Source organism: Cryptosporangium aurantiacum, assembly GCF_900143005.1.
Lineage (GTDB): Bacteria > Actinomycetota > Actinomycetes > Mycobacteriales > Cryptosporangiaceae > Cryptosporangium > Cryptosporangium aurantiacum.
On the sequence record NZ_FRCS01000008.1, the window covers coordinates 229,802 to 254,603 of the forward strand.

The following is a 24,802-nucleotide window of genomic DNA, read 5'->3' on the forward strand; positions in this document are numbered from 1 at the left end:
GGTGCTCGAAGCCTGGCCCCGGAGTCTTCCGGGACGGTGTTACGACGACGTTACGGCCTTGGGGCACCATGTGGGGAATCGCCGGTTGTGGCCCCGGATTGACGCCCTCATCACATCCGGCCGGATCAACTTTCATCCTATTCGGCGAGTTCGTGCACAGACGAGATATACCGCCTGCACAAAAACGGGCGAAAGACCCACCGCCGACGTTACTCGTCAGTAGCGTCGGGCTCGTGATTTCCAAACCCATGCTCGTGGTCGTCGGTCTGCTGCTCCTCGGTGCGACTGCCTGTTCTTCCTCGGACGACGCTCCGCAGGCGAGCGGTACCAGCACCTCCGTGCCGACCACCGCACCCGCCTCCACACCGTCGAGCACCGGCGGCAGCGGCACGGACGCGGTCTGCGACCGGGTCGTGAAGATCGTCCAGGACTCCAGCCGGAACGCGCTCGCCGTCCTCACCCCCGCGCTCCAGACCGGCGACCAGGCCAAGGTGAACGCCGCGAAGAGCAAGGCCCAGCAGTACTACGCCGCCGCGGCCGACGAACTGCGGAAAGAGGCCGCAGCGACGTCCGACACCGGGCTCGCCACCGACATCCGGGCAGCGGCCGGGTACTTCGACAAGGCAGCCCGGAACGTGGGGGCGACCGGCAGCGACAACTCGCTGGGGACGCTCTCCGAGCGCTGCGCGTGAACCGCGCGCAGCGGGTAACCCTCCCCTGACCGAACCTCCGCAAGGGTGACGAACCCCACGCCCGCAGCGGCCGCTCCGGTGCGACGATGAGGCCGTACCCGGGGACCCGCGCACGTGGGCCTCGAGGAGGAAAGGGGACGATGATGTCCGAAGAGACGTCTCTGTACGGCGGACCGGCGCATCGCCGGGTCCGTGCCCGTGACCTGGTCGCCGCCAAGGAGCGCGGCGAGCGGTGGGCGATGCTCACGTCCTACGACCAGTACACGGCCGCCCTGTTCGACCGGGTCGGCATCCCCGTGCTGCTGGTCGGCGACTCCGCGTCGAACAACGTGTTCGGCAACGAGACCTCGCTGCCGGTGACCGTCGACGAGTTGATCCCGCTGGTTCGAGCCGTGAGCGGGGCAGCGAAGCGCGCGATGGTCGTGGCCGACTTCCCGTTCGGTTCGTTCGAGGCCGGTCCCGAGCAGGCGCTCGCCACCGGCGTGCGGTTCCTCAAGGAGGGGCGCGCGCACGCGGTCAAGCTCGAAGGCGGAGCGCGGGTCGCACCGCAGGTCGAGGCGCTGACCGGCGCGGGCATCCCGGTGTTCGCCCACGTCGGGTTCACACCGCAGCACGAGAACCTGCTGTCCGGCTACCGCGTCCAGGGTCGCGGCGACGACGCCGACCGGATCGTCGACGACGCGGTCACGCTGGCCGAGGCCGGTGCGATCGCGGTGGTTCTGGAGATGGTGACGTCCGACGTCGCCAAGCGCATTACGGACGCCGTCCGCATCCCCACGGTCGGCATCGGCGCCGGCGCGTACACCGACGCTCAGGTGCTGGTCTGGCAGGACATGGCAGGCCTGCGCACCGGGCGGCTGCCGAGGTTCGTCAAGCAGTACGCGGATCTGGACGCGATCCTGGACGACGCGGCGCGCCGCTTCGCCGAGGACGTCCGGGCCGGGGCCTTCCCGGCCGAGGAACACACGTTCCACTGACCTCGTGACAGCCGGCGGCTAGCGGTGGTGGCGATGGCCACCACCGCGGCCGCCGAACATGAAGATGCCGATCAGCAACAGCGGCCAGAGCGCGAAGAAGCCGCGGCTCGCCGCCGCCACCGCGCCGGCCACCAGCAGCACCGCGATCCCGATCACCGCGACGCGGATCCACGGATCGGCCTGCTCGCCGCGCCACGGGACCGGGGCGGCCGGAGCAGGCGTCCGCAGCGGCAGCACCTCGTCCAGCGCGACCGGCAGGTCGGCCAGTAACGGCCGTAGCTCCGCGACCGTACGCGCGGAGTACGCGGCGTCGACCCGCTGCTCGTACTCCTCGATCGTCAACCGGCCGTCGGAGGTGTGCTGACGCAGCAGGTCGGCTACCCGTTGCCGGTCACTGTCGGAGGCCCGCAGAGGACGGACGGGTTCGGAGCCGTGCTGCGCCATGGGTGCCTCCCGAAGTACTCAGCGAACCCTTTTCAACCCACCGGCCTTCGCTCAGCCTCAGCGACCTCCGCAGACGCCGACCGAAAAGAGTCCGCTACCGACGGTACCCCGGGAGCGCCGGTCAGTCGTTCCAGCGACGGTCCTCGGCATCCGCGGCGGCGTTACGCGCGGCGACGGTGTCCAACGCTTTCTCGGCGGCCTCGCGGGTCGTGTACGGGCCGAGCCGGTCAGCGGCCTTGCCCTTGTCCTCGTCGGTTTCGACCCGCTTGTGCTTGAGGTTCCACCAGTACCGGGTTTCCTCCGCCATACCGATCACCTGACCTCTCTGTCGGATCCATCCCGCAGATGCCCGGCCGCATCGTCCGACAAACGAGCACCGCCCGCGTGGGCCAGCGCCGCGGCCCGCTCCCCCGCCGCCACCGCGGCGGCCTCGTCGCCGAGGGCGCGGGCCAGTTCGCTCTGCTTGAGCCAGTTGTACGGACTGCACGGCCGGACGTTCAACCGTTCGCTGACCAACGATCGGGCGATCGCAAGGCGACCGGCCCGCAGAGCCGCTTCGATCAGCGTCTTGTAGACCGCGTCCCGCTGCGCGTGGCTGCCGCCGAACTCGTTGACGTGACCCCGGATCGGATACAGCAGGTCGACGACCGTGTCGTACTCGCCGCGGCCGAACGCGAGCAGCGCCTGGCAGACCGGCAGGCCGACCCGGGCGGTCATCTCCTGGTTGCTCACGCCGGGGTGCGGCGTGCGCAGCCACGCGACCCGGTCGGCGATCAGCGCTTCGGCGAGGTCGAATCGTCCGGCGCCGACGTAGGCCATCACGGCGTGCGCGTCGTTGAACGCGTAGAAGGCGGTCGCCGTTCGCTGCTGCCACGGCTCGACTAGGTCGGCGAACCGCTCCGGCTGCGGGTCACCGGCCAGCGCGAAGCGCCACAGCAGCGCGGCGGCGTCGAGCAGCTCGAGGGAAACACCGGACGACTTCGGCCCGTGCAACACCGTGTCGTAGATGTCCAGCGCACGGTTCCGATCGCCGGCCTCGATCGCGTAGAGCCCGTAGTGCCACCAGTTGTGGACGTTGAAGAACGTGTCGGTCGACCAGTCGTCCAGCCGGTCGTCGAGATAGCGGGTGCCCTCGCCGAAGCGGCCCTGCATCTCGTACGTGTGCACGACCGCGTGGATACCCCAGACGTCCCGGTGGTCACGCTCGACGGCCTCGCGTCCGACGTCCTCTGACCGGTCGTAGTGACCGGCCTCTTCGAGGCCGAACGCATACATGCCGAGGACGTTGGGATAGTGCCGGTCGTCCGGACGCCACGACGTCAGGGCGCCCCCGACCCGGTCGCGCAGGCTCGTGGCGTTGCCGGTGAAGAAGTCGATCTGGTGGCCGACCGCCAGCGCGAGCGCGTCCCGCGGGTACTCCACCGTGAGCTCGGCGAGGATCCGTCCGGCGCCGTGGAAGTCGCCGTCGGCCAGCGTCCGGACCGCGCCGAGGTGGGCGCGCTCCCTCTCGTTCGCGGCGCCGGGCTGGTAGCTCGCGAGGTACGTCCGGGCCGCCACCGCGTCGTCGACGTCGGTGGTGAGCAGTCCGAGGTATCCGCGGAGCGCGACCGCCATCGGGAACGTCGGGTCTTCGGCGAGCGCGGCGTCGGACTCGGCGACCACCTCGGCCCGGAAGTGCAGCAGTTCGTCGACCGCGCGGTCGTAGTGGTCGAGAGCCGCCTGGCTGCCCACGGTCGTCTGCAGGCCGTGTTGGTCGAGCCCCATCGCAACCCCCTACTTTGTCGGTAGGAAAACTCTAGTCGGTTACGGTGTGGCCGGCGGCTCGCAGCAGGACGACCGCCTTCTCGGCGGACGACGCCGGCACCAGGACGAGGTCGGCGTTGTAGGTGGACGCCGCGAACACCGGCAGGTCGGCTTCGCTCAGCGGGGAGAGGATGCTGACGAGCATTCCCGGGACGTCGAGCTCGTGCCCGATGTCTCCCTCGAACGCGCGCCAGCCGTCGGCGCCGTTGGCGGCGGTACGGATCACGGTCAGGCCGCTCGCTCCACGGACCAGCGCGACCCAGTCGCCGCTGCCGACGATCTCGTCGGTGTCGTGTCGCTCGATCGCGAAGGTTTCCGAGCGGAGCGTCAGGTGCTGGGGCACAAAAGTCGCCATGTTCCGAGCCTACGGCCGCGTCGGGCGGCGCGGCGTGCAGTGGCCGGTGTCCCACGCCCATGCCGCGATCGCGACGCGATTCTCGACACCGAGCTTTTGCTGGATGTTCGCGAGGTGCGTCTTGACCGTGCCCGCGGTGATGTAGAGCGTCGCGCCGATCTCGGCGTTCGTCCTGCCCTCCGCGACCAGCGCGACGATGTCCAGCTCGCGGTCGGTGAGCGGGTGCTCGGCGGGGCTCGGCGTCGCGAGCTCGCGGAGCAGCCGGACCGTGACCTCGGGGCTGATCAGCGCGTCCCCCGCCGCCGCGGCCCGGACCGCCTCGGTCAGCAACCCGGCGCCGGAGTGTTTCAGCAGGAAGCCGCACGCGCCGTTGCGGAGTGCGGTGTGCACGTAGGCGTCCAGGTCGTAAGTGGTCACCACCACGACGCGGGTTGCCGGGACGGCCTCGCCGAGGACCCGAGTGAGCTCCAGACCGTCCATCCCGGGCATCCGGATGTCGACGAGCGCGACGTCGGGGAGTTGCTCTTTGGCCAGGGTCAGTGCCGCGTTGCCGTCCGCGGCCTCACCCACGACCCTGATGTCCGGCGCCGCGCCGAGGATCGTGCGGAAGCTGAACCGCACGGCGTCCTGGTCGTCCGCGATCAACACTCGGATCATCGCTGCATCACGGCCCGTACCTCCCAGTGGTGGCCGACCGGTCCGGCGCTGAATGTTCCGCCCAGCGTCCGCACCTGTTCGTCCAGGCTCGACAGGCCGAACCCGAGGCCCGGGCCCTGGCTGCTCGTCCCGGCGGGGTTGGTGACCGTGACGACGAGACGGTCCTGGTCGCGCTCGAGACGCACGACCGCTCCGGCGTCGGGTCCGGCGTGCTTGCGGACGTTGGTCAGCGACTCCGCGACGACCCGGTACAGCGCGGCGGGCACCTGCGCGAGTTCGGGGTCGACGTGCAGGACCGCGGTGGGATGCTGCTCGACGAGCGCGGTGAGGTCGGCGACGTCCCGGTCCTTCGGGTCGTCCTCCCGGAGGACCCGGATCGACTGCTGCATCGAGGTGAGTGCTCGCGCCCCGTCGGCCTCGATCCGCTCCAGCACCGCTGCGACGTCACCCGCCCGGTCGCCGAGCAGCACCCGTGCTGCCTGCGCCTGCAGCACCATCGCGCTCACGTCATGGGCGACGTGGTCGTGCAGGTCCGCGGCGAGCCGCACCTGCTGGGCACGGCGCGCGGCGCGTACGGCGGCGCCGCGTCGAGCGTCCAAAAGGCGTAAGTAGGTGCCGGAAGCCGCGCCGACCAGGCCCGCCAGTGACCAGAACGCGCAGGCCCCGACCGCCTCCCAGCCGCGCAGCGGCGGGGAACCCGTGGTCGGCAGGATCAGCAGTGCCTCGGCGACCACGGCCGGCACACCGACCGCCCAGGCCCACACCGGCGGAGCCCAGCGGCAGAGCAACGCGAGCAGCACCATCAGCACCGCGGTCAGGAGCAGCGTCCAGGTGCCGCCGCCCAGGCCCGGGCTGCGTAACCAGAGCGCGGAACCGCCCAGGCTCACCAGGGCGACGCCGAACGTCGCCGGGGCCAGCCACCGTTTGCTGCGCGGCCACGTGGCCACCACCGCGGCGAGCGTGAGCACGCCGACGACCGACGGGACGACGAGCGCCGGGCTTGGCAGCGGCACGGCAACAATGGCCGTCCCCAGCACCACCGCGACGACCGAGGCGGTGCCGATCAGCCGAGTCACCGGTCCACGATAGAGCGGCGAGGCGGCAGCGCACCTCTGCCGATCGGCAGATACCTCCGGGCGGGCGGTCGCCCGAGGCTCGAGGCATGTCTCGATCACTCGCCGCACTGTGGTGCGCCGTCTACGGCTCCCTGTCCCTTGCCTGGGCGTTCGGCGCGCCCGGCTTCCCGCTCGGCGTTGGCGACCGGCGCGCCGTCGAGATGGATCACTGGCTCGCCCACGCGGAGCCGGGCCCGACCGGCGCCGTGCTGTTCGTCGGCTGCCTGGTGGCGTTCCTGGCCGCGGTGCTCCCGCAACGGCGTGCGTCGGGTGTGATCCTGCTGGCGTCTGCGGCGCTGATCGTCGTGTGCGTGCCGGACGCCCGCGTGCTGCAAAACCTCGCGTACGGCCTGCGGGGGTACTTCGGCCTGGTCGACTGGCCATTGCTCAACCAGGTATTTTGCCTGTTCGGTGCGGCCCTGCTGGGCCGGGCCGGGTTCCGTTCACTACATGTGGACGCCGCCTCGGGCACCTCCGCGCGCTGGTTGCAGATCGGCCGCTGGGCAACGCTGGTCGCGGTGCTCGCGCCGTTGCCGTACGCGCTCCAGCGAGCCGCGTGGAACCTCGGCGTTCCGCTCGGGGTGTCGGAGGAGTTCGTCGACGAGCTCGCCGCGGACCTGGAAGCGAAAGGGCTGAGCCCGTTGACGGCGTGGAGCCTGGTGATCCCGGACGTCATCGGGGTGCTGCTGACGCTCGGGCTCGTGATGCGCTGGGGCGAGCGGTTGCCCGCGTGGGTGCCGTCTCTCGGTGGGCGGCGGGTGCCGGCTCTGCTGGCGGTGGTGCCGGCGACCGTGGTGGCGCTGGCGGTGAGCGTCGCGGGGCTGACCGTGCTGCGGTACGCGTTCACGGACGGGCTCACTGGTGCCGGGGTGCCGGGTTTGCTGTGGTTGCCGTGGGGGGTGGCGCTGGGTATCGCGACGTTCGCGTACTACCAGCGACGCCGCGCAGCGGCTCAGGAGCCGGTGCCTTGGCCGCGTGATGCGAAGTTCGTCTAGGCCGTCCGGCTCCCCCGTCCCGTGCCGGGTGGGCACCGTCCGCCTCCGCGCCAGCCCTCGCGGAGCGGGCGCCGGCAGATGGGTGTCCCCGCGCGGGTGCTCCAGCACCCACGCGGGGACACCCACGAGAGCCGCACCCCGACAACGCGACAACCATCGACCGCGCCCCTCGGCATGCGACGGCCAGGGGCGGCGATCACCCGCCGTCAGATTCGCCGGATGGGTGCCCCGTGACCGTCCCGGGCGATTCGCGCACTGGTGCACCGGTCGCCCGAGCCCTCGCGATCTTTCGCCTAGGAGCGCCTCGCCGGGAGTGAGTAGTCCAGCACGAACGCTGCGGCGTCCATGACCGCCTCGCAGACCTCGACGGGCCGACCGTCGGCGAAAGCTGTCCGGACCACTTGCAGCACCGGGGTGGACCCAGGAAGCAGCAGCAAGCGCGACTCTTCCTCGGTGGCGACTCGAGCAGTGACCTCCTCGTCGTATTTGTCGAAGGTCAAGCCCTGTTCCTCCATACGCGCGTAGATCCCACCGGGACCGGGGTCCTCCTCGGCGATCGGAGTTCCCGCGGCGATGTCGAGCGGGATATAAGAAACCGCCGATCGAGCCGGCCTCCCCTCGAGGAGGTATCGACGATTCCGCACGATGACGTCGTCTCCCGCGACCAGCCCGAGCCGCTCAGCCATTTTGGCCGGCACCGGTCCCCTTCCCACGAACAGCACCTCGACCGGCGCGTCCTCCGTACCGGCGTCGCGGCTGTCGAACCGATCGGACGACAGCCGCTGGACCGGCGGTGGAGTCCGGAGAAAGTAACCGCGTCCGTGCTCGGACTGCGCGAGACCGTCGTTCACCAGCACGCTCAGCGCCCGCCGCGCAGTCACCCGGCTGACCTTGAAACGGGCCTCCAGTGCGCTCTCCGACGGCAGCTGCGCTCCAGGCGCGAAGTCACCCCGAGCAACCTCGGCGCGTAGCCGGTCAGCAATCTGCCGATACGCCGGCCGGTCGCTCGCTCGATTCAACCGCTCCGCCACAGCCAACCTCCACTCGTACACATGTGTGTGCGAGAGGTTACCGCATTTCAAGCGAGCACGTTGGCACGAGCCCACAAATTGATCAACCCCGTTCCGTCGCGGGGACCGCCGGTCCTAGGCTGATGCCATGCTCAGGTGGCTGGTGGACCGCCTTCCGCACCGCCTGTGGCGGGCAGGAAATTTTCACTTTTTCGTGGGCGGGCGGGCGACGCTGCACTTCTGCGTAGGAGCAGACTCCGAGCGGACGATCGAGGTCAACGGGCGCGAACTCCTACGCGGCCGCCCCGGCGGCGCATCCAACCTCACGGTCGCGTGATTTACTCCGCATCGGGGACGCTGGGGGCTTTCCCACCCCCACTTGCCCGGCGCGCCGCTGCGGAGGGTAGGACCGGCGTTCTCAACAGCGAAGGGCGGCGGACGAGTCGGCCTGTACGCCGGGTCCTGTTGCCAGGGCGCCTCGCGGCACTGCCCTGGCCGGCGGCCATCCATCTCGGCCTGCCGTTGCCGACAGGCTCTAGCGGTCTACCCGTGAGCTCGGGCGGGCAGCCCTCGAACGCTCACGCAGGGCGACCGAGGTCGCCCCTCTTGACCTTGCTCCGGGTGGGGTTTACCGAGCCGCCCCGGTCACCCGGGGCGCTGGTGGTCTCTTACACCACCGTTTCACCCTTACCGGTCGCGAAGCCGCGCCCGGCGGTCTGTTTTCTGTGGCACTTTCCCGCGGGTCACCCCGGGTTGCCGTTAACAACCACCCTGCCCTGTGAAGCCCGGACGTTCCTCGGCAGCACCACTGGGTACTGACGCGACCGCCCGGCCGGCTCGTCCGCCGCGGCGCCAATGTTACGCACCCCGCCCCGTACGGTGAGGCCGATGCACCTGTCACTGACCGACATCACACTGCTCATCGTCGCGGGGCTGGCTGCGGGGGTCGTCAACGCGTTCGCCGGGGGTGGATCGCTCCTGACGTTCCCCGCGCTGATCGCCACCGGCCTGCCCCCGGTGTCGGCCAACGTGACGAACTCGCTGTCGGTCACCCCCGGATACTGGTCGAGCGTCTACGGCAGCCGCGCCGAACTCACGGGCCAGCGGCGGCGGGCGCTGAGCCTGGCACCCATCGGACTGGTCGGCGGCATCGCCGGGTGCATCCTGCTGCTGGTCACGCCGGCCGGTGTGTTCGAGTACATCGTCCCGTTCCTGGTGCTGAGCGCGACGGCGGTGCTGGGCTTCCAGACGAAGCTCCGTGACCTGGTCGGCCACCCCGCCCAGCTGCCGCGCGCGCGGAAAAACGCCACGCTGGTGATTCTCACGTTCCTCGGTTCCGCCTACGGCGGCTACTTCGGTGCTGCGCTCGGCGTCGTCCTGGTTGCGGTTCTTGCTTTGGTTTTGGACGAGACGCTGCAGCGCGTCAACGCGTTGAAGAACGTCCTTTCGGCGGTCGTCGGGCTGGTCACGGTCGTCGTGTACGCGATTTTCGGACCGGTGTCGTGGCTCGGGGTAGCGGTGACGGCACCGGCCACGGTCGCGGGTGGGTACCTGGGCGCCAGGCTGGCACGGCGACTGTCGGCGAACGCCCTGCGCTGGACGATCGTCATCTTCGGCACGGTGATCGGCCTGGTTCTGCTCTACCGCGCGATCTGGGCCTGACGCCCCGCGCGGAACGAGGTGCCCGAGCGCTCGCCAGGCGCACCCGAGTACGGCCACGGAGTGCGGGAGCAGCGACGACCCGCCACACCGCGAGAAATGTGGCCATGCACCGACCTATCCCCGCGCGGGGACACGTCGGTAGATGGCCAAATTTCTGAGGCTAGGAAAGAGTGACCCGTGCCGCAGGCACGCCCCAGCGGGCAGCCGGGCGAGCCCGCCCTCGCGCCGGGGTTATCCGGCCGCGAACAACCCCGATCGCCCCCTGGACCTGCGCGATGTAGCGGCGTGACAAGAACTGCTCTTATCGCCTTATTCCTCTGCGAATCACCGCAAGCCAGCGCTAACGTCGCGGCCCCCAACACCCCTCACTGCTGAGGAGCGACATGGCAGCCCCGCGAAAACGCCGCTGGTACGGCGTCCTCATCCTCATGGCACTGGTCGCGGCCGGGCTTCACGCGCCCGCGCACGCGGTCGAAACCCCCACCCTCACGCTGATCCCCGCCGACCTCGGCAAAGGAATTCAGGGGCGAGTCAGCCCGACGGCCCAGGACCTTCCCGCGCTCGGCTACACCGAGGAGGAGTACAAGGTCAAAGGCACGGCCACCAGCTACACCGCCGACGGGAGCCTGGGCGGCGACGGCAAGTGGAACGTGAAGCCCGCGAGCCAGGCGCCGTACACGACGCGGATCGTCGTCCGCCGTCCGACGAACCCGGCGAAGTTCAACGGCACGGTCGTGGTCGAGTGGGTCAACGTCAGCTTCGGCGTGGACATCCCGGTGGAGTTCGGCCAGTCCTGGGAGGAGTTCGTCCGCGAGGGGTACGCGTACGTGGGAGTTTCCGCGCAGAAGGTCGGGATCGACAAGCTCAAGAGCTACGACCCGGTCCGCTACCCGGATGTGACCACACCCGGTGACGCCGCCTCGTACGACATTTTCTCCCAGGCCGCGAAAGCCGCAGGCCAGCACCTCAAGGCCGAGCGCTTGATCGCGTCCGGCCACTCGCAGTCAGCTCTTCGGCTGGTCACCTACGCGAACGCGATCCAGCCGCGGGACAAGGTGTTCGACGGCTTCCTCATCCACGGACGCTCGACCGGCTCAGCCGAGCTCGCGAGCGGCCAGACCACTCCGCTGGTGTCGAACATCCGGTCTGACCTGGGCGTGCCCACGCTCCAGGTGCAGTCCGAGACCGACACGATCGTCTACAGCGTGAGCCGTCAGCCGGACGCCGCGAACCTCCGCACATGGGAGGTGGCCGGTACCGCGCACGGCGACCAGTACCTCACCGAGTCGCTCGACAAGGTGAACGCCCGGGAGAAAATCATCGACAACGGCAACCCGGTGCGGTGCGACAAGCCGCTCAACTCGATGCCGGCGCACTACGTGCACAACGCGGCGTACCACGCGCTCAACCAGTGGATCCGGACGAAGACCCCCGCGCCGCGCGCTCCGGTGATCGCCGGACTGCCGGTGCTGCTGGAGCGGGACGCCGATCAGAACGTCAAGGGCGGCATCCGGTTGCCCGACATCGAGGCGCCGATCGCGAGTTACGGACCGACGAACAGCGGCGGCAACGTCGCCGGTGCGTGTCTGTTGCTCGGCACGACAACGGCGTTCGACGCCGCGAAGCTGCGGAGCCGCTACCCGACCCACGCCGACTACGTCGCGAAGTACACCGCTGCGGCGGCGAAGGCGCGGGACGCCGGGTTCCTGCGTCCCGCGGACTACACCGCCGCCGTCGAGGCAGCCAAGGCCCGCCCCATCCCACCGGCGTAACCGCCGGAACCCGCCGGGCCGCCCGGCCCAGCAGCCGGCGCGGCCGGACGGTGAACGACCGCGGGCAAAGGACCGGGTGGCCTGCCGACCGGGACGGCAGGCCACCCGGCAGCCCTACTACGTCGACGAGGACGACGGCCGCCCCTCCCCGACCAGTTCTGGAATGTCGTGCACCTTCGGGTCACCCAGGTCGGCGGTGTAGTCCGACGGCTTGGTGACGTCCCCACCGTCCGCGACCTTGCCCGCGCGCAGACCCCACGTCACCAGCACGACCACGAGCAGGTTCAGCGCGATCGCCAGGAACCCGGCATAGATCGTCCACTTGGTGTCGATCCCCAGCTCGGACAGCTTGAACGCCGAGCCGCCGAAGTGCTTCCGGTCGGTCGCCGGGTTCGGGATCGTCCACAGCATCCAGAACCCGAACGCCATCCCTGCGACCCATCCGGCCACCAGCGCCCACTTGTGGAACCACCGGGTGAACACGCCGAGCGCCACCGCGGGCAGCGTCTGCAGGATGATCACGCCGCCGATCAGCTGCAGGTCGATCGAGTACTGGGTGTCCAGCCCCAGCACCAGCACGACCGCGACGAACTTCACGACGAGCGAGACCAGCTTGCTGACCCGCGCTTCCTCGGCCGGCGAAGCCTCCCGCCGGATGTACTCGGTGTAGATGTTCCGCGTGAACAGGTTCGCGGCCGCGATCGACATGACCGCCGCCGGAACGAGCGCACCGATCCCGACCGCCGCGTGCGCGATCCCGGTGAACCAGGACGGGAACGCCCAGTCGAACAGCAACGGCACGACCGTGTTGCGGTCTCCGGGAACGCCGGCCTCCGGGTCCGCCCCGACGGGAACGATCTTGGCCGCGATCGCCATCAAACCCAGCAGCGCCAGCAGCCCGAGCACGAACGAGTACGCCGGCAGCGCCGCCATGTTCCGCTTGACGGTGTCGCGTGAACGGGCGGACAGCACCCCGGTCAACGAGTGCGGGTAGAGGAACAGCGCCAACGCCGAGCCGAACGCCAGCGTGATGTAGTTCAGCTGGTTGTTCGCGTTGAGCAGCAACCCCGACCCCGCGGCTTGCGCGGCCGGCTGACTGAACTTCTCCCCCGCCGCCGCGAAGATCGCGTCCCAGCCGCCGAGCTTCGTGGGGATCACGACGATCGCGACGATGACGGTCAGGTAGATCAGCGTGTCCTTGACGAACGCGATCAGCGCCGGTGCACGCAGACCCGAGTTGTACGTGTAGATGGCCAGGATCAGGAACGCGATCGTGATCGGCCACTTGCCCTCGACGCCCATCGCCTTCAGCACGGCCTCGATGCCGACCAGCTGCAGCGCGATGTACGGCATCGTCGCGACGATCCCGGTGACCGCGACCAGCAACGCCAGCGTCGACGACCCGAACCGGGCCCGGACGAAGTCGGCGGGCGTCACGAAACCGTGCACGTGCGAGACCGACCAGAGCCGGATCAACGGCAGCAACACCAGCGGATACAGCACCACCGTGTACGGCAGCGCGAAAAAGCCCATCGCGCCGGCGCCGTACATCAGCGCGGGCACCGCGACGAACGTGTAGGCCGTGTAGAGGTCACCGCCGAGCAGGAACCAGGTGATCCACCCGCCGAAGTTCCGACCGCCGAGCCCCCACTCGTCCAGGTGCTCCATCGTGTCGGGCCGCCGCCAGCGCGACGCGACGAACCCGAGCACGCTGACGAACGCGAACAGGATGATGAAGATCGTCAGCTCGGTGACTTTGACTTCCATCGGTCATCGCCTCCGCGTCTGCCGGTAGACGACGAGCGTGATTCCGACGCTCAGCACCACGAACAGCAGCTGGAGCCAGTAGAACCGCGGAATGCCCCACAAGATCGGATCGGTGTGGTTGTAGAGCATCGGCATCAGCGGGATCACGATCGGAACGAGCAGCAACCAGTACCAGTGATTGCGGTCGGACCGTACCGGCGGTTCCGAGGGAGGCGGCGACGGCGTTTCCTCGGTAGTGGACATAGCGGTCTCCTCACACCGAATCGCAGTGGTGCAGGTCACAAGACACTAGCCCGCAAATGCCCCACCGGGAACCGATGCCGCGCCAAGCGGTCACGCCAGCGCGCTCGGCGGTCGCTCAGCCGGTCAGGTGGTGCGCGTCGTTCACCAGGCGCACGTTCGCCGGACCGTCGGCGTACCAGTCGACCTCCGAAACGCCCGTGACGTCGAGCTGCAGCCGGTACAGCATCGTCGGCGGCGCCTCCAGCGCCATCCGCAGCAGCGTCTTCAACGGCGTGACGTGCGAGACCACGACGATCGTCTGCCCGGCGTAGTCGGCGACCAGCCGCTCCCGGGCCTGCTGCACCCGCTCGGCGACCTGTGCGAAACTCTCCCCGCCCGGCGGCGCCACGTCGGGCGAGGCCAGCCAGGCGTCCACCGCAGCCGGATCAGCCCGCCGCGCCTCGCTGAACGTCAGCCCCTCCCAGGCGCCAAAATCGGTCTCGACCAGGTCGTCGTCGGTGACCAACTCGATACCGGCGGCCTTCGCGATCAGCTCCGCGGTATGCCGGGCGCGGCGCAGCGGCGAGCTGACCACCACGTCGAGACCCGGCCGCGCCCCCAGCCGCGCGGCCACCCGTTCGGCCTGCGCCACACCGTCCTCCGACAGCGGCACATCCCCACGCCCGGAGAACCGCTTCTCCGGCGAGAGCACCGACGAGGCATGCCGGACCAGCACCGTCGTGGTGGCCCGCCGTTGCGGCCCCCACCCCGGTCCCGCGTTTTTTATCGACGCGTGCCGGGGCGCCACCGCAGGACGGTCCTGCGCCGGCGTACCGCGCAACGCCTCCGCCGGTGCGGTCGCCGTCGGGTCGGTGCCACTCACACCAGCGGTATCCCTCGAGCCGCTCTCCGCCGCGGGCCCGTCGGCGTCGAACAGCGTCGCCGCGGCACCGGAAGCATCGTCCGTGGCCGGCGCGACGGCGGCGTGGTCGCGGGCGATGTCCTCGCCGTCCATCGCCGCGTTGGCCAGTGCGTCCGCGGCCTTGTTCTGCGCCCTCGGGATCCAGGTCATCGTCGTCGCCTCGAACGAGCCCAGCAACGCGGTGGCCCGACTCACCAGCGGTCGCAGGTGAGGCTGCTTCACCTGCCACCGCCCGGAGCACTGCTCGATGACCAGTTTGGAATCCATCCGAACGTCGACCCGGCGCGCACCGAGCGCCTGCGCGGCCTCCAGCCCGGCGATCAGCCCGGAGTACTCCGCGACGTTGTTCGTCGTGACGCCGAGCGCCTTGGCCCGCTCGGCCAGCACGATGCCGGTCTCCGGGTCGAGCACCACCGCGCCGTATCCGGCGGGGCCGGGGTTGCCCCGCGATCCGCCGTCGGCCTCAACGACAACGTGCTCAACGCTCACAGACCGGACTCCGCGGTACGCACCAGGATCCGGCGGCACTCCTCGCAGCGCAGCACTTCGTCCTCGTCCGCGGCCTTGGCGTCTTGAAGCGCGGTGCCGTACAGCTCGATCCGGCAGCCGCCGCACCGGCGGGCGCGCAGCGCCGCGGCGCCGATGCCACCGCTGGAGGCGCGCAGCTTCTCGTACAGCGCACGCAGGTCGTCCGGGATCGCGGCGGCGAGCGGCTCGCGCTCGGCCGTTCGGGCGGCGACGTCGGTGTCGATCTCGGACTCGATCGTGTCGCGGCGGAGCTCCAGCGCGGCCAGCCCCTCGTTCGCCGCGTCGAACCGGCCCTGCACCTCCGCGCGGACGGCGTCCGCGGTCTCCCGTTCCTCCATCAGCGCCAGCTCGTCGTCCTCCAACGCGGACTGACGTGCGCCGAGCGTCTCGACCTCGTGCTGGAGCCGCTCCAGCTCCTTCGCCGACCCGACCGCACCGGAGTCCATCCGCTGCCGGTCCTTGTCGGCCTTCGCCCGCACCTGCTCGACCTCGTTCTCCAGCTTCCGGATCTTCGTGTCCAGCGACTCCACCGCGGACTCGGCGCCGGTCAGCTCGTCGCGGAGCGCGGCCAGCGTGGCGGCGGTCTTCTCGATCTCGGCGTGTTCGGGCAGCGTGCGCTTCCGGTGCGCGAGCTGGTCGATCGAGAGGTCCACCGCCTGCAGGTCGAGCAGGCGGAGCTGGTCTGCGGCGGGTGCCTTCACTGTTCTCCCATACTTCACAGGTGCCGGTACGTCAGAGCTGTCGGACCGGCACCACCGCGTTCGTCCACGGGTCGGTGACGAGGTCGGATACGAAGGTCTCCACCGTAGCGTTCCGCAAGCCGGTGGTCAGGGCCGTAGCAGCCTGGACGAGCCACGGCTGCTCGGTCGCCCAGTGCGCGACGTCGAGCAGCGCGGGGCCGCCCGCCTCGGTGTGTTCGGAGGCCGGGTGGTGGCGCAGGTCGGCGGTGAGGAACGCGTCGACGCCCGCCCGCGTGGCGTCCCCCAGATAGCTGTCACCCGCACCACCGCTGACGGCCACCGTCCGCACCAGGCGGTCGGGGTCACCGGTGTAGCGGATCCCGCCGGGCGTAGCCGGCAGGGCCTTGGCGGCCAGCTCGGCGAGCCGGGCGAGCCGCAGCGGGGTCGGCAGCGTGCCGATCCGGCCGATGCCGTGGAACGGCTGCTTGGGCCGCGGGCTGAGCGGACGCAGATCCTGCAGGTCGAGGCGCGCGGCGAGGGCATCGGAGACGCCGGGAAGGGCGGAATCGGCGTTGGTGTGGGCCACGAACAGGCCGACGCCTGCCCGGATCAGCCGGTGCAGCGTGCGGCCCTTGGGCGTGGTCGTCGGGATCGCGGTGACGCCACGCAGCAGCAGCGGGTGGTGCGCGACGATCAGGTCGGCGCCCCAGTCCAGCGCTTCGTCCACGGTGGCGGCGACGACGTCGACGCAGAAGTACACCTTCTGCACGTCCGTCGACGGATCACCGCACACCAAGCCGACCGCGTCCCAGCTCTCGGCGAGATCCGGCGGATAGAGCTCGTCGAACACCCGGACGACTTTCCCGATCGTGACCACGCCAGGAGGCTAACCTGTCGGGGCCGATGGCCACGCGGCGAGGAGATTCGCATGTTCGACACCCCTCGGCTCAGCTACGGGGCGGCGCTCACACTCCTCGCCCGCGGCGACGAGCGGATGACGCGGCTGGACCGGGCACTCGGCGGTGTGTTGCTGGCCGCGGCACCGTTCACCGGCGGTTCCTCGCTCGCGCTGATCGATCCGAAGACCGAGTTGATGGCGTTGCTCCGGCACGTCACCGACATCGCGCCGGCCCGGATCAAGGTGGCACGGGGCAAGCAGCACCTCGAGATGCTGGAAGCCGCCCACACCGTGCTGGTGTTGTCGGCGTTCTTCGACGCTTTCCGGCAGGAGGTCGGGCCGGGCTACGACCGGTTAGAGGTGACCGACGCGGAACGGTCGGCGCTGGTCCAGCGCGCGGACGCGCCGGACCTGCTGGGCGCACCGGGAATCGCGCTGCCGACGGTGACCAGCCCGTTCACCGAGAACCTCGGCCACATCCAGGCCCGGCTCGAGTTGCTGGCCGACGAGACGCTCTGGTTCGTGTCCGGACTCGCGGCCTGGACGCACGTCCGGCCGCCGGGCGACGACGCCGAGTTGCGGCGGGCGGTGGTCGAGCGGGCGCTGGGTTACTACCGCGACCGGTACGTCCGTCTCGGCGCTGACCTGCCGGAGTTCGCGTTCTGGTCCGACCTGGACGAGCATGCCGCGACCCGCCGCTCCGTCGACGCGGTCGGCGGCGCGCTGGCGGCCCAGACCGAGACGTTGACCGAGCTGACCCGGCTGCTCACGACGACGGTGGCCGGCGACGGTCAGGCCTCCGACGTCACGGCGAAGCTCGCGACCCAGGCCTCGGCCGTCCTCGGCGAGCGGCTGTGGCGGGAAACCCCCGGCGCGCGTTTCCCGCTGGTCGCCGACGGGTTCGTGAGCCCGCGGTTCCGGCAGGCCGTCGCGACCAATGACGCGATGCCGAGCGACGAGGCGTGGTGGGCGACTCAGGACACGCACGACGGGCTCGCCGGGTACCTCGCCCGCTACCTCGCCAACCCGCACGCCGCGCGGCACCCGCTGATCGTCCTCGGTCACCCGGGCGCCGGGAAGTCGCTGCTCAGCCGCATCGTGGCAGCTCGGCTGCCGTCCACCGCGTACACCGCGATCCTGATCCGGTTGCGCCGCGCCGACGCCGAAGCCGAGATCTACGAGCAGATCGAGGAGGCGCTGCGGGCCGAGGTGCACGAGCGGGTCGACTGGGGCAAGTTCTCCCGGGAGACCGCGACCACGAAGGTCGTGATCTTCGACGGTTTTGACGAGCTGATCCAGACCACCGGCGTAGTCCAGTCGCGCTACCTGGAGCGGATCGCCGCGTTCCAGGCCAAGGAGTGGCACTACGGGCACTCGGTCATCCCGATCGTCACGTCCCGCACGCTGGTGATGGACCGGGCCAAGGTGCCGGACGGCAGTGTCCTGATCAGGCTGGAGGATTTCGACGACGACCAGGTGGAGCGGTGGATCGGTGCGTGGAACCGGGCGAACGCGCCGACGCCGGGCTTTCGTGCGCTGACCGCCGCGGAGGCGCTGCACCACGGGGACATCGCCCGGCAGCCGCTGCTGCTCACGCTGCTGGCCGTGTACGCCGCGCAGGGCGGTGTGGAGTCGCTGGCCGCCGAGGACCTGTCCGGCGCCGAGCTGTACCGGCGGCTGCTGGACACGTTCATCGCCCGGCAGGTCGGGGACAAGGTGGCCCGCGACCTGGATCCGGCCGACGCGCGGCGGCGGGCGACCCAGCTCCGCGGCGATCTGTCGCTCGCCGCGTTCGCGATGTTCAACCGCGGTCAGCAGTTCGTCAGCGAGGACGACCTCGGCCACGACCTGGGGGCGCTGCTGCCGCGGAGCAGCGAGGTGACCCGCACCGACGCCGGGCAACCGGTCAGCCGGGCCGAGCAGGCGCTGGCGGCGTTCTTCTTCATCCACGTCGCTCGCTCGACCGACGAGGCGACCGAGCTGCGCACGTACGAGTTCCTGCACGCGACGTTCCAGGAGTACCTGGTCGCGGAGTTCACGGTCACGCTGATGCACCAGCTGGCCGCCGACCGGGCCCGGACTGCCGACCGGATCGACGCCGCGCCGCTGGACAGTCCACGGCTCCGCGAGCTGCTGTCCCACCAGACGCTGTTCGTCCGGGCACCGATCGTGGCGTTCGCGCGGCAGCGGCTGGCCGCGCTGGGCGCCGAGGCGGCGGACGTGCGCGAGGCCGCGATCGACCTGTTCCGGCGGGCGCGGGACCGCGCGCCGAACGACGGTGCCGCCGGGTACGCGCCGACGCGGTACGACCCGGTGCGGCGGCTGGCCTGTTACACGGCGAACCTCGTGACGCTCGCCGTGCTCTGTGGTGAGCCGGTCCCGGTGGCGGCGCTGGCCGAGCCGGACGAGTGGACGTCGACCGTGCGGCTCTGGCAGGCCGGCCTGGACGCCGAGGGACGTTCGGCGCTGTTCAGCAAGCTCGTCCGCACCGACGCCGAGCTCGTCGTTCCCAACTACCCCGAGCACGTGTGGGGAACCTCGGCCGAGCAGCGCCGGGTGGCGCAGCTGACCGACGACCCGACGCTGGACGGCGTCCTCGCGATCGGCGCCGAGCTCCTGGGGATGCCGTTCATCACGCCGACCCAGCTCACCCGCGACGTCAGCAGAGAGCTGGCCCAACTACTCCGCAACCGCTGGCCGACACCGGGCCTCCGCCGCCTGGTGACCTACGACGAGGACGTCTACCGGGACTTGCTGGCCACGTTGGAGGCCAACGTCGAGCGCCTGCCGACGCTCTCCGAGCACGCGGTGAACGTGCTCGTGAACTGCCTGATCGACGACGGCCCGCAGCTCCCGCCCGATTTGGTCCTGCGCTTCGTGCGGCTCCTGGTGGGAAGCGGTCCGCCGCCGGACGGCGCGGCCGGGCTGCTCGGCGGCCACCGGCTGCCCGCGCTCGCGCTCCGCTGTCCGTATCTCTGGGACGACCCACTGCTCGCCGCCGAACTGCGTCTTTCGATCGAGTACCCGACGATCCTGCCCGCGTTCCTGCTGGCGCGATCACCGGAGCGGATTCCGCTCGAGCACCGCAGCGAAGTGCTCGCCGCGCTCGAGCAGCGGTTCACGCACATCGGCCCGGGGGATTTCATCTCCGGTGGCGTCGCGGTCGAGATGCTCGACCAGTTCGGCGGCGTGTTGAGCGAGTCGGCCGCCGGTGAGCTGCTGGCCTACCTCGGGCACCAGCCCGAGACTGCGTGGCCCGCGGTGGCTCCGACGGCCCTCCGGCGGTTCCTGGCCGGCCTGCCGTCCGGATCGACCTACCAACGACTGCTCGACTCCGTCAATGCGTACCTCGGTCACCGAGGGCGGAACACCGACAGCACGACGCTCGGCGCGGCGATCGCGGTGCTGGACGCGTACATCGCCGAGCGGGAGGCTCAGGCGGACGCCAGCGCGTGACGGATCGCGGCGGCGGGGTCGCCGTGGTGGTAGATGCGTTCGGACGGCTCGATGCCGTCGAGGAACTCCTGGTACCGCACCGCGAACGCGAGGTGCGCCAGTGGCTCGGCCAGGCGCAGCGCCTCGGCCGGGTTCGACCCAGGGGCCGCCGCGCCCCAGGCGGCGATCCAGGCCTTCGCGGCCGTGGCGCGCCGGCTCTCCGGGAGATAGTCGATCGCCCGCAGGCCGTCCTGCACGGGGTTGCCCCAGTACGCGTCGGCGAAGTCGATCACCGTCGGCGGGCTTTCCGGGGTGCCGCGCCAGTTGCCGGGGTGGAAGTCGCCGTGCACGAGCGTGTCCGGCAGCCCGCATTCCTCCAGCGCCGCCCAGCGTGTGTTCAGCGCGCGGGCGCGGATGATCTCGTCGGCGCTCAGTTCCGCCGCGACCGGTCCGTCGAGCAGCGCCTCGACGTGTGCGCGCAGTACCGCCGACGTCCGATCACGAAGAGGGGCCGACGCGTTTCCGGAGTATCCCGGCGCCGCAGTCGTCGATCCCCCAACCGCCGCCTGGGCAGCGACGAAGCGGGTGATCGTGCTGGTCACCTGCGTCTCGGATGCGTTCCAGAGATCCTCGCCCGGAACGTCGGCGAGGAGCAAGCGCCCCGGCGCGGACGCCAGCACCCGCGGCACGATCCCGGCGTCGACCTCGCGCAGCAACCCGATCGCGGCGGCTTCGTCGGCGGCGAACGGCGGTGTGGCCTTGAGCCACGCACCCCCGTCGGCGGTCGGGAGGTAGAACAGCGCGGCCAGGTTCCAGGACTTGTGCTGGCGCGGCCGACCGGTCAGCGGTACCGCGTCCGCCGCCCACGCGAGCAGTTCCCGCACGCCGTCAGCGGTCGCCCACGGCAGCCGCAGCGGTTGCGTGTCCAGCGTGAACGCGGTGGCTCGCAGCGACCCCGGCCGCTCCGACGCCTCGACGTGGTAGGTGACGTGCCCGTCCCGAGCACCCTCGCCCTGCTCGACCGACAGCAGCCGCAGCACGACCACCGGCACGCCGAGGGTTTCCTCGACGGCGTCCACGACCGGAGCGACCTCCGCCCACCACGGGACGTCGACCGGAAACGGCCCGACCTCCCCGAGACACTCGTCCCCGAGCGTCACCACCGCACTGGCGGTACGGCTCACGACGCGAGATGCGCGGCCAGGAACGACCCCACGGCCTTCACGTACACGACCCGGTTGGGCTTGCGCAGCACCTCGTGGCCCTCGTCGTCGAACAGCAGGTACTGCACCGGATGGTTCCGCGCTTCCAGCGCCGCCACCACCTGCTCGGCCTCGTACAGCGGCACGTTCGTGTCGTTCGCACCGTGGGCGACCAGCAGCGGGGCGACCAGTCGGTCGATCCGGTGGATCGGCGAGAGTTCGGCCAGCAGCTCGCGGTCGTGGTCCGGGTGACCGTACTTGCTGGTGGCGGCCGCGGCGACCCACGGCTCGGTGCGCTCGTAGAACGTCTGGAGGTCGGCCATCCCGCAGGTGTCGACGCCCACTGCGAACAGCTCCGGGAACTGGGTCAGCGCCACCAGCGTCAGGTAACCGCCGTACGACCGGCCGAACACGCCGAGCCGCGCGGGGTCGGCCAGCCCGGCGTCGATCACGTACCGGGCCGCGGTCCGGACGTCCTCGATGCCGGCGTGCCGCTTCTCCAGGTTGTCCGCGTTGACGAACGCCCGGCCGAACCCGGAGGACCCACGGACGTTCGGCGCGAACACCGAGATCCCGCGGGACACGACCTCCCGGAACAGCGGGTTCCAGACCGGACGCTCCTGCGCCTCCGGTCCGCCGTGGAAGTGGAGCACCATCGGCCCGGCTCCGGACGTTCCGGCGCCGGGGTAGAGCCACCCGGTCAGCTCCAGGCCGTCGTGCGCGATGAACCGGTGCAACTCCGGGACGATCGGCGCGACCGGCAGCGGCGGCGGGTAGGTCACCGGCTTGGCCGCGCCGCTCGCCACCTCGATCACCCAGATCGTCGGCGGCAGCGACGGGCTCTCGGCGGTGAGCGCGAGCGTCACCCCGTCGGCGGAGAGGTCCAGGTCGCCCACGACGTCGCCCGGCAGGTCGGTCAGCGACCGTTCCTCGCCGGTGCGCAGGTCGAGCACCGACACCTCGCTGCGGCCGCCGAACACGTTCCAGAGCAGCGCGGCCGTGCCACCGTCCTCGCTGAGCGTGAAGTACTCGAGCTCCGCGTCGTCGCGCTGGGCCAGCACGCGGGGGTGACCGTCGGTGCCGACCGGAACCGCGACCAGCGCGGGGAGCCGTCGTCCGACGTCCGTACGCACGTAGACGGATCCACCGTCGGCGGAGAGGTGACCGAGGTCGGTCGAGCCGTCCCCGTCGGCGGGGAACAGCCGGTGCGCAGCACCGCTCTCGACGTCCACGACCTCGAGCCAGCGGGCGCTGCGCAGGCCGCAGCGGACCAGCGCGGTCGTGCCGTCGCGGCTCACGTCGATCGCGGCGCGGAGGTCGGCCTCGCCGACCGTCACCCGCCAGCCGGTGGACGGGTCGATCAGGTGTGCGGCGCTGCGCCCGGCGGCGTCCGCCTCGGCGACGGTCAGCCAGGCGCCGTCGTGGCTCCAGTGGCCGAAGAACCCGTTGGTACCACCGAACCCGCCGATCTGGTGCAGGTCGGTTCCGTCGGGCCGGACCACCCAGATTTCGGTGCGGTCCGAACCACCGGGGGCGATCAGCACGGCGAGCCATTCGCCGTCCGGTGACCACCGCACTTCTTCCACCGGCTCCGGCCCGGTCGGGACTTCGACCGGGTGCGCGCCGTCGACGGAACTGGTCCAGAGCTGTGGCTCGCCGCCGCGGTCGGACACGAACGCGATCGCGTCCCCCCGCGGCGAGAGCGTCGCGCCCCAACTGGCCGGAGCGGCGGCCGGATCCCCCGCATACGGTGCGGGTTCCGGCTCCGGCTGAGCCACCCAGTTCGCACCGTCGCCGGTGCCGAGGCCAGTGGTCATCCAACTCCCCTCTTCTGCAACCACAGCTCCAGCAACCCCAACTGCCAGAGCGCATTGGACCCGAGTGTCGTACGGGTGTCGTTCGGCTTGTCGAGCAGGGCCGACACCTGCCCACTATCGAAGATGTTCCGCTGCCTGGCGGCCTCCGACGTCAGAGCGTCGGCGACCTGCTCGAGCAGCGGCCCTGACAGATGCCGGATCGCCGGGACCGGGAAGTAGCCCTTGGTCCGGTCGATGACCTCGTCCGGGACGACCCCGCGAGCAGCGGCCTTGAGGATGCCCTTGCCGCCGGCCGCGAGCTTGAGCCGGGGCGGGCAGGCCGCCGCGAGCTCCACCAACTCGTGGTCGAGAAACGGTACCCGGGCTTCCAGGCCCCACGCCATCGTCATGTTGTCGACACGCTTGACCGGATCGTCCACCAACATGATCTGGCTGTCGATCCGTAACGCCGCATCGACGGTCTCCGCGGCCCCCGGCGCGGCGAAGTGCGCCTGGACGAACGCCTTGCTGACGTCGGTGGGCAGCCGCCACTCCGGCTGCAGCAGGTCGTTGAGCGCGGCGTGCGGCCGGTCGAAGAACACGCTCCGGTACGCGTCGAGCGCGTCCCGGCGGGGGACGTCGGCCAGCGGCGGGTACCAGTCGTAGCCGGCGAACACCTCGTCGGCGCCCTGTCCGGACTGGACGACCTTCACGTGCTTGGCGACCTGCTCGGAGAGCAGGTAGAACGCGACGCAGTCGTGGCTGACCATCGGTTCGCTCATCGCGCCGATCGCGGCGTCGACGGCGGGCACCATGTTCCGGGTCTCGATCCGGATCTGGTGGTGATCGGTCGCGAACCGCTCGGCGATCAGGTCGGAGTAGACGAACTCGTTGCCGCTCTCGCCGCCGGCGTCCTCGAACCCGATGCTGAACGTCTGCAGGCCGGTCTGGCCCGACTCGGCCAGCAACGCGACGACGAAGCTGGAGTCCAGGCCACCGGAGAGCAGGACGCCCACCGGGACGTCGGCGACCATCCGGCGTTCCACGGCCAGCCGCAGCGCCGCCAGCGTGCGGTCGCGCCACTCGTCGTCGGAGTAGTCGTGCAGGCGGGAGAACTCCGGCTTCCAGTACAGGATCTCGTCGGTCGTGCCGTCCGGTTCGATCACCCGCACGGTGGCCGGGGGCAGCTTCCGGACGCCGTTGAGGATCGTCCGCGGCGCCGGCACCACCGAGTGGAACGTCAGGTAGTGGTGCAGTGCGACCGAGTCGACGGAGGTGTCCAGGTCACCGGCGGCGACCAGCGCGGGAAGCGTCGAGGCGAAGCGGAGCCGGCCGGGGACCTCGGACAGGTACAGCGGCTTGATGCCCAGCCGGTCGCGGCCGAGCACGACGCGGCCGGTCTCCCACTCGCTGATCACGAACGCGAACATGCCGAGGAACTTCTCGACGCACCGCGGCCCCCAGCGGTGGTACGCCTTCAGGACGACTTCGGTGTCGGAGGTGGAGAAGAACCGGTAACCGGCGCTTCGCAACTCCTCGCGCAGCTGCTTGTAGTTGTAGATGATCCCGTTGAACACGAGCACGAGCCCGAGTTCCTCGTCGACCATCGGCTGCGCGCCCGCTTCCGAGAGGTCGATGATCTGCAGCCGGCGGTGCGCCAGCGCGAGCGGCCCCTTCGACCAGTGACCACCGCTGTCAGGTCCGCGATCGACCAGACAGGGCACCATCCTGGCCACCGCGTCCACGTCCGCGGCCCGACCGTCCAGGCGCAGCTCTCCGCCGAATCCGCACATCGAGTCCTCCTCCTCACGCCGGAGTGCACCTCGACGGCTTTCGAGCCTCGGCCGTCCCGGTTACACGGGCGTGTCTC

The 24,802-nt window shown here is 70.7% G+C and carries 22 protein-coding genes and 1 other RNA gene; 7 read left to right on the forward strand and 16 right to left on the reverse strand.

Translation table 11 applies throughout. From position 1 onward, the window contains the following. Window positions 1–233 precede the first annotated feature (233 nt). Window positions 234–692 carry a hypothetical protein gene (locus BUB75_RS26080; protein WP_143175407.1) on the forward strand — a complete coding sequence of 153 codons (459 nt, stop codon included), beginning with the start codon at window positions 234–236 and terminating at the stop codon, window positions 690–692. 143 nt (window positions 693–835) lie between these two features. Beyond that, window positions 836–1,669, forward strand: a complete 834-nt coding sequence (panB, locus tag BUB75_RS26085; protein WP_218617767.1) for a 3-methyl-2-oxobutanoate hydroxymethyltransferase — start codon at window positions 836–838, stop codon at window positions 1,667–1,669. A gap of 18 nt (window positions 1,670–1,687) precedes the next feature. Here the strand turns inward: panB and BUB75_RS26090 are convergent, their stop codons facing one another. From BUB75_RS26090 to BUB75_RS26115, 6 genes are all read right to left on the reverse strand, one after another. Beyond that, window positions 1,688–2,113, reverse strand: a complete 426-nt coding sequence (locus BUB75_RS26090) for a DUF1707 SHOCT-like domain-containing protein (RefSeq protein ID WP_073260449.1) — start codon at window positions 2,111–2,113, stop codon at window positions 1,688–1,690. A gap of 121 nt (window positions 2,114–2,234) precedes the next feature. Beyond that, window positions 2,235–2,420, reverse strand: a complete 186-nt coding sequence (locus tag BUB75_RS26095) for a hypothetical protein (RefSeq protein WP_073260450.1) — start codon at window positions 2,418–2,420, stop codon at window positions 2,235–2,237. 5 nt (window positions 2,421–2,425) lie between these two features. Then, a complete protein-coding gene (locus tag BUB75_RS26100; protein ID WP_073260451.1) occupies window positions 2,426–3,877 on the reverse strand; it encodes a tetratricopeptide repeat protein in 1,452 nt (483 codons plus the stop codon). 31 nt (window positions 3,878–3,908) lie between these two features. Further along, window positions 3,909–4,271: an ACT domain-containing protein gene (locus tag BUB75_RS26105; protein WP_073260452.1), complete on the reverse strand. Its 363-nt coding sequence runs from the start codon at window positions 4,269–4,271 to the stop codon at window positions 3,909–3,911. 9 nt (window positions 4,272–4,280) lie between these two features. Next, window positions 4,281–4,928, reverse strand: a complete 648-nt coding sequence (locus BUB75_RS26110) for a response regulator (protein ID WP_073260453.1) — start codon at window positions 4,926–4,928, stop codon at window positions 4,281–4,283. Further along, window positions 4,925–6,004: a sensor histidine kinase gene (locus BUB75_RS26115; protein ID WP_073260454.1), complete on the reverse strand. Its 1,080-nt coding sequence runs from the start codon at window positions 6,002–6,004 to the stop codon at window positions 4,925–4,927. The genes BUB75_RS26110 and BUB75_RS26115 overlap by 4 nt, the downstream gene beginning before the upstream one ends. Before the next feature lie 86 nt (window positions 6,005–6,090). Between BUB75_RS26115 and BUB75_RS26120 the strand changes: the two genes are divergently transcribed. Continuing rightward, complete coding sequence (locus BUB75_RS26120; protein ID WP_073260455.1) at window positions 6,091–7,038, forward strand: hypothetical protein; 948 nt, start codon at window positions 6,091–6,093, stop codon at window positions 7,036–7,038. Between the two features lie 293 nt (window positions 7,039–7,331). On the opposite strand, the gene BUB75_RS26125 is transcribed toward BUB75_RS26120, so the two are convergent. Next, complete coding sequence (locus BUB75_RS26125) at window positions 7,332–8,144, reverse strand: GntR family transcriptional regulator (RefSeq protein WP_342761157.1); 813 nt, start codon at window positions 8,142–8,144, stop codon at window positions 7,332–7,334. 52 nt (window positions 8,145–8,196) lie between these two features. Here BUB75_RS26125 and BUB75_RS45490 point away from each other — a divergent pair, with 52 nt between their 5' ends. Next, window positions 8,197–8,385 carry a hypothetical protein gene (locus BUB75_RS45490; protein ID WP_143175408.1) on the forward strand — a complete coding sequence of 63 codons (189 nt, stop codon included), beginning with the start codon at window positions 8,197–8,199 and terminating at the stop codon, window positions 8,383–8,385. Window positions 8,386–8,483: 98 nt separating this feature from the next. Here the strand turns inward: BUB75_RS45490 and rnpB are convergent. After that, window positions 8,484–8,888: RNase P RNA component class A (rnpB, locus tag BUB75_RS26130), an RNA gene on the reverse strand. A gap of 54 nt (window positions 8,889–8,942) precedes the next feature. Here rnpB and BUB75_RS26135 point away from each other — a divergent pair. Continuing rightward, entirely contained in the window at window positions 8,943–9,710 is a 768-nt protein-coding gene (locus BUB75_RS26135) for a TSUP family transporter (protein ID WP_073260623.1), read from the forward strand. Between the two features lie 383 nt (window positions 9,711–10,093). Continuing rightward, window positions 10,094–11,482 (forward strand): alpha/beta hydrolase domain-containing protein, encoded by a 1,389-nt coding sequence (locus BUB75_RS26140; RefSeq protein WP_073260457.1) that lies wholly within the window; start codon window positions 10,094–10,096, stop codon window positions 11,480–11,482. Between the two features lie 117 nt (window positions 11,483–11,599). Here BUB75_RS26140 and mctP read toward each other — a convergent pair whose 3' ends face one another. The 5 genes from mctP to BUB75_RS26165 all read right to left on the reverse strand — a co-directional run bounded on the left by mctP (window position 11,600) and on the right by BUB75_RS26165 (window position 16,478). Next, entirely contained in the window at window positions 11,600–13,249 is a 1,650-nt protein-coding gene (gene mctP / locus BUB75_RS26145; protein ID WP_073260458.1) for a monocarboxylate uptake permease MctP, read from the reverse strand. Window positions 13,250–13,252: 3 nt separating this feature from the next. Beyond that, window positions 13,253–13,492, reverse strand: coding sequence for a DUF3311 domain-containing protein (locus BUB75_RS26150; RefSeq protein ID WP_073260459.1), 240 nt, complete (start codon window positions 13,490–13,492; stop codon window positions 13,253–13,255). 115 nt (window positions 13,493–13,607) lie between these two features. Continuing rightward, window positions 13,608–14,882: a bifunctional RNase H/acid phosphatase gene (locus BUB75_RS26155; protein WP_073260460.1), complete on the reverse strand. Its 1,275-nt coding sequence runs from the start codon at window positions 14,880–14,882 to the stop codon at window positions 13,608–13,610. Then, window positions 14,879–15,622, reverse strand: a complete 744-nt coding sequence (locus tag BUB75_RS26160; RefSeq protein ID WP_073260461.1) for a zinc ribbon domain-containing protein — start codon at window positions 15,620–15,622, stop codon at window positions 14,879–14,881. The genes BUB75_RS26155 and BUB75_RS26160 overlap by 4 nt, the downstream gene beginning before the upstream one ends. Before the next feature lie 31 nt (window positions 15,623–15,653). Then, window positions 15,654–16,478, reverse strand: a complete 825-nt coding sequence (locus BUB75_RS26165; RefSeq protein WP_073260462.1) for a Nif3-like dinuclear metal center hexameric protein — start codon at window positions 16,476–16,478, stop codon at window positions 15,654–15,656. Between the two features lie 51 nt (window positions 16,479–16,529). On the opposite strand from BUB75_RS26165, the gene BUB75_RS26170 reads away from it, so the two are divergent. Then, on the forward strand, window positions 16,530–19,955 hold the full coding sequence (locus BUB75_RS26170) for an NACHT N-terminal helical domain 7-containing protein (RefSeq protein ID WP_073260463.1): 3,426 nt from the start codon (window positions 16,530–16,532) through the stop codon (window positions 19,953–19,955). Here BUB75_RS26170 and BUB75_RS26175 read toward each other — a convergent pair. From BUB75_RS26175 to BUB75_RS26185, 3 genes are read right to left on the reverse strand one after another with little or no spacing between them, the layout of a single operon-like run. Next, complete coding sequence (locus BUB75_RS26175) at window positions 19,934–21,118, reverse strand: aminoglycoside phosphotransferase family protein (RefSeq protein WP_218617769.1); 1,185 nt, start codon at window positions 21,116–21,118, stop codon at window positions 19,934–19,936. The two genes, BUB75_RS26170 and BUB75_RS26175, sit on opposite strands and share 22 nt — an antisense overlap. Further along, window positions 21,115–22,953, reverse strand: coding sequence for a S9 family peptidase (locus tag BUB75_RS26180; RefSeq protein WP_084741733.1), 1,839 nt, complete (start codon window positions 22,951–22,953; stop codon window positions 21,115–21,117). The genes BUB75_RS26175 and BUB75_RS26180 overlap by 4 nt, the downstream gene beginning before the upstream one ends. Further along, on the reverse strand, window positions 22,950–24,725 hold the full coding sequence (locus tag BUB75_RS26185; protein ID WP_073260465.1) for an N-acetylglutaminylglutamine amidotransferase: 1,776 nt from the start codon (window positions 24,723–24,725) through the stop codon (window positions 22,950–22,952). The genes BUB75_RS26180 and BUB75_RS26185 overlap by 4 nt, the downstream gene beginning before the upstream one ends. Window positions 24,726–24,802 lie beyond the last annotated feature (77 nt).

Coding starts and splice junctions, on each gene's coding strand:
- panB (WP_218617767.1), top strand. CDS start 836: ATGTCCGAAGAGACGTCTCTGTACGGCGGACCGGCGCATCGCCGGGTC.
- BUB75_RS26090 (WP_073260449.1), bottom strand. CDS start 2,113: ATGGCGCAGCACGGCTCCGAACCCGTCCGTCCTCTGCGGGCCTCCGAC.
- BUB75_RS26095 (WP_073260450.1), bottom strand. CDS start 2,420: ATGGCGGAGGAAACCCGGTACTGGTGGAACCTCAAGCACAAGCGGGTC.
- BUB75_RS26100 (WP_073260451.1), bottom strand. CDS start 3,877: ATGGGGCTCGACCAACACGGCCTGCAGACGACCGTGGGCAGCCAGGCG.
- BUB75_RS26105 (WP_073260452.1), bottom strand. CDS start 4,271: ATGGCGACTTTTGTGCCCCAGCACCTGACGCTCCGCTCGGAAACCTTC.
- BUB75_RS26110 (WP_073260453.1), bottom strand. CDS start 4,928: ATGATCCGAGTGTTGATCGCGGACGACCAGGACGCCGTGCGGTTCAGC.
- BUB75_RS26120 (WP_073260455.1), top strand. CDS start 6,091: ATGTCTCGATCACTCGCCGCACTGTGGTGCGCCGTCTACGGCTCCCTG.
- BUB75_RS45490 (WP_143175408.1), top strand. CDS start 8,197: ATGCTCAGGTGGCTGGTGGACCGCCTTCCGCACCGCCTGTGGCGGGCA.
- BUB75_RS26140 (WP_073260457.1), top strand. CDS start 10,094: ATGGCAGCCCCGCGAAAACGCCGCTGGTACGGCGTCCTCATCCTCATG.
- mctP (WP_073260458.1), bottom strand. CDS start 13,249: ATGGAAGTCAAAGTCACCGAGCTGACGATCTTCATCATCCTGTTCGCG.
- BUB75_RS26150 (WP_073260459.1), bottom strand. CDS start 13,492: ATGTCCACTACCGAGGAAACGCCGTCGCCGCCTCCCTCGGAACCGCCG.
- BUB75_RS26170 (WP_073260463.1), top strand. CDS start 16,530: ATGTTCGACACCCCTCGGCTCAGCTACGGGGCGGCGCTCACACTCCTC.
- BUB75_RS26180 (WP_084741733.1), bottom strand. CDS start 22,953: ATGACCACTGGCCTCGGCACCGGCGACGGTGCGAACTGGGTGGCTCAG.
- BUB75_RS26185 (WP_073260465.1), bottom strand. CDS start 24,725: ATGTGCGGATTCGGCGGAGAGCTGCGCCTGGACGGTCGGGCCGCGGAC.